This is a genomic window from Shewanella inventionis, assembly GCF_019931735.1.
GTDB classification, from domain to species: Bacteria; Pseudomonadota; Gammaproteobacteria; order Enterobacterales; family Shewanellaceae; genus Shewanella; species Shewanella inventionis.
The window spans coordinates 3,752,329-3,767,053 of sequence record NZ_CP082926.1 but is presented as its reverse complement, the minus strand read 5'-3'; the positions used below and the strand labels follow the sequence as shown (position 1 = coordinate 3,767,053).

Annotated in this window: 11 protein-coding genes; 2 read left to right on the top strand and 9 right to left on the bottom strand. The window is 41.4% G+C overall.

Annotated elements, in window-relative coordinates; all coding sequences use genetic code 11:
• The first annotated feature begins 40 nt into the window (after positions 1-40).
• The gene (locus K8B83_RS16770; protein ID WP_188736573.1) at positions 41-577 is read left to right on the top strand and encodes a YaeQ family protein; all 537 of its coding nucleotides are present in this window, start codon (positions 41-43) and stop codon (positions 575-577) included.
• A gap of 600 nt (positions 578-1,177) precedes the next feature.
• Entirely contained in the window at positions 1,178-1,768 is a 591-nt protein-coding gene (locus tag K8B83_RS16765) for a CBS domain-containing protein (protein ID WP_223418402.1), read from the top strand.
• Positions 1,769-1,841: 73 nt separating this feature from the next.
• Here K8B83_RS16765 and K8B83_RS16760 read toward each other — a convergent pair whose 3' ends face one another.
• The 9 genes from K8B83_RS16760 to K8B83_RS16720 all read right to left on the bottom strand — a co-directional run bounded on the left by K8B83_RS16760 (position 1,842) and on the right by K8B83_RS16720 (position 14,709).
• The gene (locus tag K8B83_RS16760) at positions 1,842-4,286 is read right to left on the bottom strand and encodes a S8 family serine peptidase (RefSeq protein ID WP_223418400.1); all 2,445 of its coding nucleotides are present in this window, start codon (positions 4,284-4,286) and stop codon (positions 1,842-1,844) included.
• Between the two features lie 747 nt (positions 4,287-5,033).
• On the bottom strand, positions 5,034-5,411 hold the full coding sequence (locus tag K8B83_RS16755; RefSeq protein WP_373284860.1) for a rhodanese-like domain-containing protein: 378 nt from the start codon (positions 5,409-5,411) through the stop codon (positions 5,034-5,036).
• Positions 5,412-5,441: 30 nt separating this feature from the next.
• The gene (locus tag K8B83_RS16750) at positions 5,442-5,654 is read right to left on the bottom strand and encodes a YgaP family membrane protein (protein WP_188736572.1); all 213 of its coding nucleotides are present in this window, start codon (positions 5,652-5,654) and stop codon (positions 5,442-5,444) included.
• Positions 5,655-5,699: 45 nt separating this feature from the next.
• Positions 5,700-8,939 (bottom strand): efflux RND transporter permease subunit, encoded by a 3,240-nt coding sequence (locus K8B83_RS16745; protein ID WP_188736569.1) that lies wholly within the window; start codon positions 8,937-8,939, stop codon positions 5,700-5,702.
• Between the two features lie 3 nt (positions 8,940-8,942).
• Positions 8,943-9,992 (bottom strand): efflux RND transporter periplasmic adaptor subunit, encoded by a 1,050-nt coding sequence (locus tag K8B83_RS16740; RefSeq protein ID WP_188736567.1) that lies wholly within the window; start codon positions 9,990-9,992, stop codon positions 8,943-8,945.
• Between the two features lie 215 nt (positions 9,993-10,207).
• Positions 10,208-11,491: an OmpP1/FadL family transporter gene (locus K8B83_RS16735; protein ID WP_223418398.1), complete on the bottom strand. Its 1,284-nt coding sequence runs from the start codon at positions 11,489-11,491 to the stop codon at positions 10,208-10,210.
• A gap of 365 nt (positions 11,492-11,856) precedes the next feature.
• Positions 11,857-13,314 (bottom strand): sodium/proline symporter PutP, encoded by a 1,458-nt coding sequence (gene putP / locus K8B83_RS16730; protein WP_223418397.1) that lies wholly within the window; start codon positions 13,312-13,314, stop codon positions 11,857-11,859.
• A gap of 131 nt (positions 13,315-13,445) precedes the next feature.
• The gene (locus K8B83_RS16725; protein WP_223418395.1) at positions 13,446-14,153 is read right to left on the bottom strand and encodes a DUF3379 domain-containing protein; all 708 of its coding nucleotides are present in this window, start codon (positions 14,151-14,153) and stop codon (positions 13,446-13,448) included.
• Positions 14,146-14,709, bottom strand: coding sequence for a sigma-70 family RNA polymerase sigma factor (locus tag K8B83_RS16720; RefSeq protein WP_223418384.1), 564 nt, complete (start codon positions 14,707-14,709; stop codon positions 14,146-14,148). Before K8B83_RS16720 ends, K8B83_RS16725 begins: the two co-directional genes overlap by 8 nt.
• Positions 14,710-14,725: the final 16 nt, after the last annotated feature.

Genomic DNA, 14,725 nt, shown 5'->3' with positions numbered 1-14,725 from the left:
TTTGTAGTAGACTCGGCTTTTTTATGTCTAGAGATCCCCTATGGCCACTAAAGCTACTGTTTTTAAAGTTGCACTTCAAATTGCCGATATGGACCGCCACTATTACGCAGATCATGCGTTAACCCTGGCGCAACACCCTTCTGAAACAGATACTCGTATGATGGTGCGTTTATTAGCGTTTGCATTAAATGCATCAGACACTTTGGCCTTTAGTAAAGGTTTATGTGTTGATGATGAGGCTGAGCTTTGGGATAAGAGCTTAAGTGATGAGATTAATTTGTGGGTTGAGTTTGGCCAGGCCGACGAAAAATGGTTACGCAAAGCCTGTGGGCGTGCCAAACAGGTGATTTTATATACTTATGGTGGCCGTAGTGTGCCTATTTGGTGGCAACAAAATCAACAAGCACTCACTCGCTATGATAATTTATCAGTGGTTAACTTTCCTGAAGATGCGGTTAAGCAACTTGCAGTATTTGTGAACAGAAATATGGCGTTGCAGATCAGCATTAGCGAAGGGCAGGTTTGGTTTTCTGATAAAGACAATAGCGTATTAATTGAGCCAGAAAAACTTAAATAAGCATAATGCTCATAAGGTGTAGCAGCGTCATTTTAGCTGAGTTAAACCATTTCTCAAAAGTAAGTGCTCATTGTTGCCTACTCTCCGGTGAGCTAGTCAATTAAAGCCGTATTGCTTCACCAACATCCGTCTAAGAAGGGGACTATATTTGCCCTTCTTGGATCTCCTTCGCAGCTCTTGATAACGTGTTTGAACCACAAAGCCTAATAAAAATCACCTAATGCCCAGTTGGTACTTTTGATGTGGAAGGACTCACAAATATTGTGATGGCAGAATGTTAAATATCGGCCATGTAAACACGTTTCTGGGTCATTACTGAAATAATCACCAGCTGGCACTGTAATATTTTTATCGGAAAGGGTTGTGGTGTTTTATCTTTTTAAACTGACTTTTTTACGCCTATTACAGCCATTAACATTTAAATGTGAATTTAATCTTAATATTGACATTATTAACAAAGTTTAATCTTTTAAGGTATTGTACTAATAAAAACTCAGGCAGATAATCTAAGCGTGTTTTAAACGCTTTAAAACGTCCCATGCATTTGATTTGTATGGTTTTATTAATATTGAGTTTCGGTTGTAGATTAAGGATGTTGTTGTGAAGAAGTTGGCACTATACCCGGTAGAAAAAATCGACGAATTAACCTCGCCAGAAGCACATGAAGATATCTCGGTCTTGTCGTCGGCAGTTAATATTTTTACTGATTTTAAGAAGGTGACCCCATTAGTCATAGAATCAAACTCTTCTGCTGTAGAGGTAGAGAGCTTGATGCAAAAATCTCACGTTAAACTTAAATTAGTGATTAATAAAAACAATGAATTTTTGGGGTTGATCAGTTTTGAATCGTTACATAATCAAGAAATATTAAAGCGAGTGGCAGAAGGGCATCAACGTGAGCAGCTTAAAGTCACCGATTTTATGATCCCAAAAGACAGGCTCAAAGCAATTGATTACGATGATTTAAGCTATGCCAAAATCGGTGATGTTATTGCAACATTGCAATCTGCAGGACAACAGCATTGCTTGGTAGTGGATAGAAAACATCATGCAATTAGAGGTGTATTGTCTGCTAATGACATCGCCAGAAGATTAAAATTAGCAGTCGATGTTAGTACGCCGACTTCATTTGCTACTATTTTCGATGTGATCACTAAAATTCAACAACCAGCAATGTTGAATACCCAGTAAAACTGTTTTATCCCCTAAAACTTAACCTATAAAAAATAGCCACATGAGTGGCTATTTTTGAGCGAGTAAATGGTTATTGGAAACTTAAGCTCCAAGTATCGATATATCCGGTATCTCGTCTTGCACTGTCAACAGCCTTGAGTGACCAAATACCACTTGATTCAACACCTGTCATATTTGCAGAATAGGTCTGGTTAATATTATCTGTGCCGCCTCCAGTCTTGTTATGCAACACAACCGTTTGACCTGTTGGGCTTACAAGTTGAATTGTTAAGTCACCAATATAAGTGTGAACAACGCCTACCGACACGGAAACCGTTCCAGAGTCGCCAGTACGAGTTACTGTAATCGGACTCGTAATGCCTGTGGTGTTGTTATCTGGGATAGTATAGTTATTTGTATTGGTGTATGTTGCCGCGCCACCAGTGCCACCACCTGATGTCGATTCAGTGTAATTAGCCACTAAGCTTACGCCACTAAACGCACTGTAACCTTGTACCATTACATAATAAGTGCCAGCTTGTGCTGTCGATATTGGGCATGATTCTGCATTACCGCTTTTCCATGGTCGACAATCATAGCTACTGGTTGTTGGGGATGCGCCATACTGTACATATAAATCTGCATCGCCTGTACCACCGCTCATGGTAAAACTTAAGTTTGTAACGCCTGCTGGTACGTCAAATGAATAGTAGAGCTCATCATTCTTGGCGCCTGCTAAACCGGTTTTGGCTACACCTTTAACCAGAACATTATCACCAGAACCTGTTCCAGGATCAGTAGGGCCATTACAAGATTCATCTAGGTAAGCTTTTGCTGCAGTTGCGTTTACCATACCAAAGCCAGTTTTGTTATCACGGCCTGCAACATTCAAATCATCGGCTGTAGCATTTAACGCTGAACGGATTTGAGCTGCGCTACATTCAGGATGATAACTCCAAACTAAGGTAGCAACACCTGAAACATGTGGTGTCGCCATTGATGTGCCATTGTAATATTCATAATCTTGATTACCTAAGTTAGATACCGTTACTGTTTGGCCTATTTTAGCTTTTAAGGCTAAGCCTGTAGTGCGGTCAACTGACATGGATGGGATTAATATTTCACTATTGGCATCGACTAAAAATGGATTCTGTAAACCTGGCAGTGCGGTATTACTGTATACAATAACGCCACTCGCCCCAGCAGTTTTACACGCCTTAACAGCATTAATTTCAGGGTAGCTTGTACCTTGGTTGCCAATACGTTCAACCAAACAGATTTTGTTGCTCATGTTGCCACAATTAAAGCTTGTACCATTGACCGAGCACTCTGCTAAAACTGCGGTTGCACTTGCATTAATTGGCGCGGCAGCATAACTGCTACCTGATGGCGTTAGGCGATTATGCGGAACAACGCCATTGTTAAAGTATGATTGGCCTGCAATGATAATATCGGCTGTACGGCCCTCACCGACAGTGACAGTCGATAAAATGGCCTCTCCTGGACCCGAGATTTCAACCTGATCGGTATATTGTGAAAATGCAGCATGATCGCGATTACTATCAACCGCTGCAACTGACACGACACTGTCGTATGAGGCTGGGTAACTGTAACTGCTGTCGCCAGCATTACCTGCTGCAGCAATCAGTAACACTCCATTGTTATAATGGGTGTTTAATGCATTGCGCTCAGTGGTGCTTGAACCGCTACCACCTAAGCTCATGGTGACAACATTGGCGCCACCTGAATTCACGCAGGTATCAATTGCTGACACTAATGAAGATGAATAACCCCAGCCAGCTTCGTTAAACACTTTAACAACATGAATATTGGCATTTTGATTTGGCATAACACCTACTACGCCTTCATTGTTAGCAATAGCGGCAATCGTACCTGCTACATGCGTGCCGTGGGCATTATTATTGCCAGGTTGATACCAGTTACCCGTGCCAGAGTTGTTTGTGCCTGTAACATTATTACCGCTTAAATCGTTGTGGCTTCGGTCGTAACCTGAGTCAATGATACAAATGCTGCGATTACCTGTCTGGCTGTCGCTGAGCACGGTTGCACCCACATAAGTTTGTCCCCAAGGTGTGGTTTCTGCTAATAGGCGACGGGGTAAATCTTCTTCGACATATTCTACATCTTGGCGTAAACGCAGTGCTTTAATTGAGGCGCTGTCGAGTTTTGCTGAATAACTATTGCTTCGACCAATTCGTTTCATCTCTCGAGCTTTGACACTGTTGAGTGCTCTTAGCTGAGTAAACACCTCATTTGAACGAGGTTGATAGTCCATGCTATTTAAATTTGTGTCATTGCTGGCACTTTGGCTGATGGCAATGTCGTTCATCACTTGTGCAGCATTGTCGTTTCTAAACTTCACAATATAGCGTTTAGGTAATGGTGATTGCTGTTCAATTTGTTGATTATTAATGGAAATTGACGGTTGTAACGGTAGCGCATTGATATGGGTCGAGACAGCTAAAGCGAGTGCTGTCATGCTCAGCATCGTTATTTTTTTGGGGTTGTTTTTCATTTTATCTTCCATGTTATCAGGGTAAAAATAGGTCATTATAATTATGTTTACAGTTAAGCTATTCTGCTTAACGGGACAAAATGTAATCAAAAAATAACATTATGTAAACAAAATGTTAACAAAATAGGGGTGCTGCCAACGTGTTGCAATTGATTGATTTTGATTTTTAATTTGTTATATGTGAATAAATATTCTGATGTGTTGCGATAGATTAGTAGGCGGTATAGCTATGTATAAAGACATTGAGCTTGATGAAAGCGCTTTACTAAAAAAAGTGGTTAAAGTGCAAAATATGCGAAAATATTTATTTAAATTTTTTATGCTTTCTAGCGTTGGTTAATCCAAATCTGGATAAATAAGTGATCAGAGATAGCGTAAGAGAAATCGCTTAAAATAAGGCAGAAATTGCAGCGAGCTCGTTGTTCTACCTTCAACATTCCTAACGACCTTTATAAGCGATGTAAGAATGATCCCATTCTTACTGATTGGTATGATAAGTGGTTTAGCGTTACATTCACTATATTGCATTTATACGTGACATCGCGCTTATATCGAATTTATTAGTGTAGAGTGTTGTTTAATTTGAGTTTATCCAGATTTACTGTTATTTGAGATGGGCTATTTTTTGTAGAAATTGTTGAGGTAGGAAACTTACTGTTTAAAAGTGGCCTTATGATAAACCCAATCAACCTGAAGAAGATCAGCAACATGCATATTCAGGTTGATTAGGGGTATAAGGCTATTTAGTTAACGCGTAGACATTAATGTATCAAAACCACCGGCATTATAGGTTGCAGTGTAACCTTGCTCGATTAACGCATCTTGCGCAATGCCACTTCGGCGTCCACTGCGACAATACAACACGACTTCGGTATTTTTAGCGATATTGAGTTTGGCTAGCTCGGTAACGATATTTTCAAATGGAATATTAATCGCCCCTTCAATATGGCCTGCTGCAAACTCTTCAGCTGTACGCACGTCAATTAATGTGGCGTTTTGGTGAATTTTTTGCCATGCGACAGAACCTTGTTGCTCTGTCGCAAACAAAGGTGTTGTTAGGCATCCCGACACCAATAGCAGTACGGTCAACATAGGTTTGATTGTTTTGAGCATAGATTTTTTCAACAGGTGTTCCTTGTTGTTAACCCAATACGGTTATTTACCTAGGGCAATTTCTGCTGCTGTTTTAATACCCATCTTTTTCATAATGATGGCAGCAGGGCAAAAACCTGTAAAGGCACTTTGTAATAGGTTAGCGCCAACAAACACAGTAAGCCAGATAAAATGTTGGCTAACGGTTGCCATAAGCACTAAAGACAATAAAACCATAAAGCCTGCAAAGGCCATAATACTTCTTTCTAATGACATATCGAGCTCCTTTGGGTGTAACACCCGGTTAATTAGCATGAGTAACTAGTTTGTTTTTGTCGTTAATTTTGATTTCATTACTGAAAAATAAAGAACGGGGATAACGATAAGCGTTAAAATGGTTGAGATAAAAATCCCGAAAATTAAGCTTATTGCTAGCCCATTAAAAATAGGGTCGTCGATAATAAACAATGCACCAATAATTGCAGCCAGTGCCGTTAGCATAATGGGTTTTGCTCGAACGGCTCCTGAGTGGATCACGGCCTGTTCAAATGAAACGCCTGCCGCCGTTTGCTGATTTATAAAATCGACCAGTAATATTGAGTTACGCACGATTATTCCTGCCAGAGCTATCATCCCTATCATTGATGGCGCTGTAAATTGCGCTCCTAGTAGTGCGTGTCCTGGCATAACACCAATCACAGTTAATGGAATGGGTGCCATAATGATAAGGGGCACAATATAAGACTTAAATTGCCCGACCACGAGCAGGTAAATGGCTATCATGCCCACGGCATAGGCAATCCCCATGTCCCTAAAGGTTTCGTAGGTAATTTTCCACTCGCCATCCCATAAAATAGCGACGTCGGTTAAGCCATCTGGTTGTTCTACAAAACGTTGAACAATAGGGTATTTAAGCTCACCTTGTTCTGTTTCATGATTAATTTGACTGACCATATCAAACATCCCATACAGTGGGCTGCCTGTAGGGCCTGCCATATCTGCAACTACCATGATCATCGGCACCATATTTTTGTGAACAATAGCTGCGTTAATTGCTTGTTGTTTTATATTCACAAGCTCATTAAGTGCAATATGCTCACCGCTTTGGCTCGCTAAATGTAACTGCAACACTTGCAGTAAATCTACCTTGGCGGCTTCGTTCACCTGTAGGCGGATTGGTGTTGGGTGTTTACGATTTTCAAGGTGCAAGTAACTCGCGTCATCACCATTAACTGCACTACTGATGGCTTGAACAATACTGCTATAGGACACGCCTAATAAACGGGCTTTATTGCGATCGATTATCACTTGCCATTGCTGTTGCTGAGCTGGCAAGAAGATGTCCATGTCGACAACATATTCTGTCTGTTTAAAGCGTTGCAATAAATCATTGGCTGCTTGTTCTCGCTGTGCAGTGGTGGGGGCATAGACTTCAGCAACAATAGGAGACCACACCGGTGGCCCGGGGGGAACTTCAACTATTTTGACATTGGCATTATATTTTAATGCGATGTTTTGTAATGGCTCCCGTACCGATGACGCTATCGTGTGGCTGTCACGGTCTCTGTATTGTTTATCAACTAAATTAACTTGAATGTCGCCCAGCTCTTGGCTGCTGCGTAAAAAGTAATGCCGTACTAAACCATTAAAATTCATCGGTGCATGAGTGCCAGCATAAAGCTGAATGTGTTCGATTTCTTCAATGGTTGTTAGGTACTGACTTAAATCTTGTAACACTCGCTGGGTTTGTTCAACAGGTGTGCCTTCAGGCATATCAACCATCACCTGAAACTCAGATTTATTATCAAATGGCAGCATTTTTAACACTACCGCTTGAAATACTGGCAAGGCTACTGCGAATGCGATGAGCAACATAATACCAAGTGCTAGGCCTTTGCGTGCTTTACCTGCATGTTCACCAATGAGAAAGGGGCTCATTAATTTGGTGAACAAGCGCGTCAATGCTGTTTCTGATTCGGTATAAGGTTCGCTATTACTGTGATGTTTATGCTCTTTGAGTAAATGGCCACTCAACCATGGTGTCATAATAAAGGCAATGAGCAGTGAAATAAGCATTCCCATACTGGCGTTTATAGGAATAGGGCTCATATATGGTCCCATGAGTCCGGACACAAATGCCATTGGCAGCAATGCCGCAATAACGGTAAAGGTGGCTAAAATGGTTGGCCCCCCCACTTCATCAACCGCAAGTGGAATAAGTTCAATCATGGGTTTATTGCTAAGCGCCATATGGCGATGAATGTTTTCGACCACCACAATCGCATCATCAACCAAAATCCCAATTGAGAAGATGAGGGCAAATAATGATATTCGATTTAACGTAAACCCCCACGCCCAGGATGCAAATAAGGTAATGGCAAGCGTGATGATAATGGCGATACCTACGACCGCAGACTCACGAACTCCCATAGTAAACAGCACTAACAGCACTACGGCACAGGTGGCAAATATGAGTTTAAAAATAAGTGTATTAGACTTGTCACCTGCGGTTTGACCGTAATTGCGCGATATCGCGACGTTAACATTGTCGGGGATCAACACATTGTCGACGGCATCTATTTTTGAAAGCACCGCATTGGCAATATCCACTGCATTTTGGCCAGCTTGCTTGCCAATAGCAATGGTGACAGCCGGGTAACTGCCTTGTTGATTCACATGCCAAACATTTTGTTTAGGAATGTCACTTTGTAATTGAATCTCGGCTATGTCAGATAAATACACTACACCTGCAGCGCCTGTGGTGGTGGCAGTGTTGACTTTAATTAATAGGTTTTTAACGTCATCAATATTACGTAAGAACTCACCTGTTTTTAGTTTAACTTCTTGATTATACTGCGTCAGAGAACCAAGTGCAGAGGTTTGATTATTGTCTTGAAGTGCACTGCTGATGTCTGTAAAGGTGACACCGTAACTGTTCATTTTGATTGGATCTAAACGTACATTTAATACCAGTTCATGTTGCCCTTGACTGTAAATCTCTCGGGTGCCGGGGATCCGTTTAAGCTCGGTTTCAATCACAGAGGCCACAGAGGTTAGCTGCTCTGCTGTCATGCTAGGATCTTCAGACCAAAGGGTTAATCCGACAATGGGCACATCATCAATACCGCGGGGTTTTATTAATGGCTCCCCAATTCCCGCAGCGTAATTAAATTTATCGCGATTGGAATACAGCTGGTTATAAAGGTTAACTACCGCTTCATCACGTGGAACGCCCACCTCAAAGATAGCAATAATCAATGCACCGTCGGGTTGTGAAAAAGAATACAGGGTGTCGATGCCTTTAATTTCAGAAATGATTTGTTCAGCAGGCAGTGTCACCTGGTGCTCAACTTCAGTTGGTGTTGCACCAGGGTAAGGAATAAACACATCGGCAAAGGTGACATCAATTTGCGGTTCTTCTTCTTTGGGGGTAATGATGACAGCAAAAATACCGAGTAATAGGCCTAAAATGGCGAGTAACGGGGTGATAGCGCTATTTTGAAAGGCTTTGGCTATACGGCCAGAGATCCCTAAACGAGTTGAACGTTTTTCAGGAGACATACATTACTCCTTCGCTTTAGCGGCGCGGCTGTGTATTAAATATTGGGCAGCGTCGATAACAATTTCATCAGATGGCATTAATCCTGATAGTACTTGTGCTTGCAGATTGATGTGATCTACAACCCCCAAGCGTACTTGGTTAAGCACAAGCTTGTCGCCATTTTTACGGTATACCGAGGTGAGATCGCCAACACGATGAATAGCAGACATCGGCACCAATAATGTCGGTTTGCTTGGTTGCTCAAACATGACTTTGGCCCACTGGCCAACAAGGGGGGCGGTGCTATTTGGGTTGGCAAAGTTTACCCTAACAGTATGGCTATGAGTTTGAGCGTCAGCAAAGTGATATGGGTTGATGTCAGTTGCTGTAATTTCTTGGCCATCTGCGAGTTGAATGCGAATAAGGTCAAGTTGCCTGATAAATGCTAAATCTTGCTGTGACACCTGAAAAACCACTCTAAGCTGCTCGGTGTCGTAACCCGAAAACAGCGCTTGGCCGTAAGAGATGGTTTCGCCTTGTTCAACAAAGCGTTGAGTCACACGGCCGCTAAATGGAGCACTGACTATGGTGTAGTTTAGGCTTTCTTTTGCTTTAATCAGTTGAGCTCTTGCGGCACTAACAGCTTGCTTTGCCGCTTTGGCTTCAGCGGTTGCTTCATCCATAGCTCCTTTTGAAATAGCCCCTTTGGGAAACAGTTCTTTATAGCGGATGTATTGCGCTTGAGCCTCACTGTAAACGGCTTGTGCTTTTGCTAATTCAGCTTCAGCGCCTGCTAAGCTCGCCCCTTGTTCTTTGTTGGTTATTTCAAGCAGGGCCGCACCTTGAGGCACTAAATCATTAACATCGTAATGGATATTAATTATGCGACCTGATGTTTGCGCAGATACCGTTGCCGCTTTAATGGGTTCAACTTTTGCGTCAAAAACTCGTGTTTGTAGGTGAGTTGCATATTGAAGCGTCAAAGTGTCAAACTCTTGAGATGACCCTACGGGGAAATAACTCATTGAGCAAATTATTGCGATGAGAGAGAAAGAGCTGATTAACCGAGACATAATAATACCACCTTTACAAAGTCTATAAGAAAATTCTAATGAACTTTGGTTTTTTACGCAATAGGTTTATTAGAAAAATTTCATATATTAGCTCGAATAGATATAAAAAAACCGCCCATTAACAAGTAAAAGGCGGCTTGGTTGAAATTGCTTGAGTTAACAGAACGGCTTACTTTAGGCGATGCTCTAAAGGGTGTTCTTAATTAATCTTTGGCTTAAAAACTGTAGTTGTATTGCACTGAATAATACACAGCATTTGAGCGTGTTTGTGCTGATATTTCACTGTCTAAGCCCGTAACCATGGGCAAAATTGCACTGTTTTCTAACACTGTAACATCTTTACCGCGAACAAAAGCAATGCCAAAATCAACGCTTGATTTGTTGGTGAGGTCGTAACTTACACCTGCGGTATACCAAGTACGGTCAGAATCAGGAATTGACAGCGAAGAATGCTCATCAACAACACCTTCGTCAGTGGCAATACCTGCACGTAATGTCCAATCTTCACTTAGATTGTAAGTTGCGCCTAAGCTAAGAAACCATGAATCTTTCCAATGATATTCTTTTAGATCAGTTTGTGCTGCACCGTTGTCGCCATCAATGACTTCGATTTTGTCAAACTTGCTCCAGTTGGTCCATTGTGCGGTGTAATGCACTGCAAAATCATTGGTTAGCTGGTGGAACCCGGCAAATTGAGCAATGTCGGCAATTGGGATATCAATTTCGTTATATTCAGAATAAGCATAATTCACATCACCTTTAGCGGTTAATGTTGGGCTTAAACGATAGCTTAGGCCAAAACGATTATCTTGATTCATTTCATACACTACACCAGCAATACCGCCTAATGCCCAACCGTCGGCCTCTACGTCAACAATAGTACCAATTTGAGTATTTTCAGTGGTACGAGTTAAGGTGCCACTGCCATAAACAGCATCAAGGCCTAAGCCAAGGCTCCATTGGTCATTAATACGGTATGAAACACTGGTGTTTAGGTTAATGGTAACTACTTCAGTATTACCCAGTAAATCGACAGGGGTTGGTAATGGTACGGCATTACCCCCAAGGGTAGGGGTTCTGTCTGCTAATGAGGTTAAATCTGTACCTGTTCCATAGTTACTAAATGCGGCAACACCAAAAGCCCATTTATCATCAATTGGGTTGATGTAATAAAAATTTGGGATAACTTTTGACTCTGCAGCATCGTGTTCGCTGCCATAGTCAACATCCTGACCACCGTATGAACCAGTGACATCAGAAACTGACACATCGATATCGGCGTAAACGGCACCTAAAGAAAATGAGGTGTTATCAAATAATGCCATGGCTGCTGGGTTACGTGATAAAACAGATGCATTGTCGGCAATGACGGCATCGCCAGCCATAGCACGACCAATACCGGTCGCTGATTGGCTGTTAAGTTGAAACCCCGCAGCAGATGCTTGAGCGCTGGCCATTAACACGGCTGAAGCAAGAAGAGTCTTATTGAACTTATTCATTATTATTTCCATTTATTATTATCATGACCTGCAAATGTTAACTTGTAGGACCACTTATGGTGTTAAGTTTGTGGCATCTTAGGTAAGTGCCATGTTGCCAACAACTCCGACCAGATGTTAGTTGTTGTTAATATTAGGTTAATTTTTGGTTTTGTGGTGTTCTAGGTGGTTGATACCATAGCAGTATATGTAAATATGGCTTGCTCACATTTTTAATAAATAAATTAATTAAAATTTATTCATGCAAATAAAATGTAAAATAAACGTTAAAAATCAAGGGGTAGTTTAATTGGACGGAACAGATGGTGGGAGGGTAACACAACCTCATTGATATGGTTGTGTTACCTAGTGTTATCTAGTGTTGGTTATGACTTTAATGAATCATTAAAACGGTCAAAGTCCGCAATGGTTTTAGGGGCTGGTGGGGATAATTTACTCACCACAATACCGACTAATGTAGCCAATACAAAACCTGGTACAATTTCATATAAATCGAATATGCCACCAGAAAGCTGTTTCCAGGCCACTACCGTTATAGCGCCTACGACAATGGTTAATACCGCACCATTACGACTATAACCACGCCAAAACAACGACAATAATATTACGGGTCCAAATGCTGCCCCAAAACCTGCCCACGCATAGCTTACAAGGCCAAGGACGCTGCTTTCTGGGTTAAGCGCCACAATGCCAGCCACCAGAGCAATTGCGATAACACCTATTCTGCCAACCAACATGAGTTCTTTATCAGTGGCTTTTGGGCGTAACCATTTAAGGTAAAAGTCTTCGGTGATCACACTCGAGCAAACAAGTAGTTGAGAGTCAATAGTGCTCATAATGGCTGAAAGAATAGCGGCAATCAGCAAGCCACCAATCCACGGGTTAAATGCAACGTGAGCAAGATTAATAAAGACCGTTTCAGCGTTTTCTAATGGATTTGCGGCAAAATATAAGCTGCCTGCAATCCCTGTTGCCAGTGCACCAATTAACGATAACACCATCCAACTCATGGCTATTCGTCGAGACAGCACTAACTCTTTTGGATCGCCTATAGCCATAAAACGCGACAAAATATGGGGTTGTCCAAAATATCCTAAGCCCCACGCAAGAAGCGATACTAGGCCTAATACTGTGGTGTCATCGTTAATAAATGACAACATTGCTGGGTCGATTTGCTCAAATCCTATTTGAGTGTCAGGTTGACTAAATATGGTAACCGGCACAATCAGTAAGGCAATTAACATTAAACAGCCTTGAAAGAAGTCGGTCCAACTTACTGCAAAGAAACCACCAATAAAAGTATAAGAAACAATAATAAACGAACCAATTACCAGAGCTGTGGTGTAGTCTAGACCAAATACCTTTTCAAATAATATGGCACCACCCACCATGCCAGAAGAGGCATAAAAGGTGAAAAAAACTAAAATGGTCACAGCCGAAACGACTCTTAATAACCCATGGCTATCATTAAAGCGATTTTCGAAAAAGTCTGGAAGTGTGAGCGAGTTATCTGCCATTTGGGTGTAAATACGCAAGCGCTTGGCAACAAATAACCAGTTAAACCATGCACCGATAATCAATCCAAAACCAATCCAAGCCTCACCCAGACCACTTAAATAAACCGCTCCAGGCAAACCTAATAATAGCCAGCCTGACATATCAGAAGCCCCTACACTGAGGGCTGTTACGGCTGGACCCATCTTTCTTCCACCAAGAATATAGTCGTCTACTGTGTCTGTTTTACGATAAGCCCAATAACCTATGCCCATCATTAATGCGAGGTAACCGATAAAAGTAATGATAATTGGTGTTTGAATGTCCATAATGCGTCCATTGAATTATTTTTATGGCCGCAATCCTAGCAGAAGTTTGCGCAATATCACACTTTGAAATTTAAACAATAAAAAACCCGCTATTCAACGAAGTAGCGGGTTTTAGTCAACAATTGATACAGTTATATAAAAGTATTTTCGACTTCATTTTGAACGAATTCTAAATCAGATGCTGGCTCACCGACCAAAATCATATAGGTATCTGCTGTTTGAAAACTTTTACCTTTAAATTGATTATCAGCAAAGGCTTCTTCTAATACCATGCGGCTCTCTGTCGGTACGATAAACAAGGTCACTTTATTGCCTAATTCATCAGCCATCACCAAGTGCAAAGACTTCACGCCTTGAAAGTCACAAAACGAAGTATAAAAAACGCGTCCAGGTTGCTTGATAAATTTAGACTCGCTTAGGCCTTTTACACTTGCGAGTTTAAAATTAACGTCGTTAAAGCCAATATCTTGCTCCATGATTAATGCTTTGGTTTCATGGTGCACGTGGGCTAATGAGTTTTCAGATAAGTTAATGGGTGTTAAACGCAATAAACTCACACTAATGCCCACCACAAAAGCAATCGACGCAGCCATTGCCATCATGTAACGGCCACGTTTTTTACTGTTTTGGTGTTCGCTTAATTGCTGTCGTAACAGTAACTTTTCAGCTAAATCATTTGGCACATCAATGTGTAATGCCGCGGTTAACTTTTTATCAAATGCTTTTAGGTCTTTGACAAATTCAGCATCGTCTTTGTTTTCAGCAAGGTGTGCTAAAAACTCGTCAGATTGATTATTTGGATCGCCATATGCCTGGCGACGAAATTGTAGATCATCCATTTGATTGACCTCTTACCTCGGGTGCTTCTAATGCTTCTTTTAATTGGTTACGCGCTCTAAATAAACGTGTCATGACTGTATTGCGATTTAGTTCGAGCATATCGGCAATTTCATCACCGCTAAAACCACCAATAAGTTGCAATAACAATGGTTCACGATACTCGATATCAAGCTTACCTATTTGGCGCCGTAGCCAGTATTGTTCGGTTTCATCTTCATTACTGGTTGAAAATACATCTTCTAATAACTCTTGCTCGACATCACTGTAGTCAAATTGTTTGCGCTCAAAGCGTCTGGCATTCTCGCGTCGTAAAATAGTGATTAACCAAGCCTTTGCCGCTTTGTCATCTTTTAAAGAGTCTAAAGCGCGCCACGCTCGTAAGAACGTTTCTTGAGTGATATCTTCAGCAACATGTTTATCGCCACAAAGCCAAAAGGCGTAACGGAATATGTCGGTATGAAGTGCCCTGACAAGGCTATCGTATCGTCGTTGTTTTGCTACCATGTCAGATAAGACCGCGACATCAGTCTTTTTATTTCGCAAGCGTCCGAACATTTTTTAACTTTTTTTA

What these genes read in the sequence shown, in the direction of transcription:
- K8B83_RS16770 (WP_188736573.1), top strand. Translation starts at nt 41, where the DNA reads ATGGCCACTAAAGCTACTGTTTTTAAAGTTGCACTTCAAATTGCCGAT.
- K8B83_RS16760 (WP_223418400.1), bottom strand. Translation starts at nt 4,286, where the DNA reads ATGAAAAACAACCCCAAAAAAATAACGATGCTGAGCATGACAGCACTC.
- K8B83_RS16750 (WP_188736572.1), bottom strand. Translation starts at nt 5,654, where the DNA reads ATGTCATTAGAAAGAAGTATTATGGCCTTTGCAGGCTTTATGGTTTTA.
- K8B83_RS16745 (WP_188736569.1), bottom strand. Translation starts at nt 8,939, where the DNA reads ATGTCTCCTGAAAAACGTTCAACTCGTTTAGGGATCTCTGGCCGTATA.
- K8B83_RS16740 (WP_188736567.1), bottom strand. Translation starts at nt 9,992, where the DNA reads ATGTCTCGGTTAATCAGCTCTTTCTCTCTCATCGCAATAATTTGCTCA.
- K8B83_RS16735 (WP_223418398.1), bottom strand. Translation starts at nt 11,491, where the DNA reads ATGAATAAGTTCAATAAGACTCTTCTTGCTTCAGCCGTGTTAATGGCC.
- putP (WP_223418397.1), bottom strand. Translation starts at nt 13,314, where the DNA reads ATGGACATTCAAACACCAATTATCATTACTTTTATCGGTTACCTCGCA.
- K8B83_RS16725 (WP_223418395.1), bottom strand. Translation starts at nt 14,153, where the DNA reads ATGGATGATCTACAATTTCGTCGCCAGGCATATGGCGATCCAAATAAT.
- K8B83_RS16720 (WP_223418384.1), bottom strand. Translation starts at nt 14,709, where the DNA reads ATGTTCGGACGCTTGCGAAATAAAAAGACTGATGTCGCGGTCTTATCT.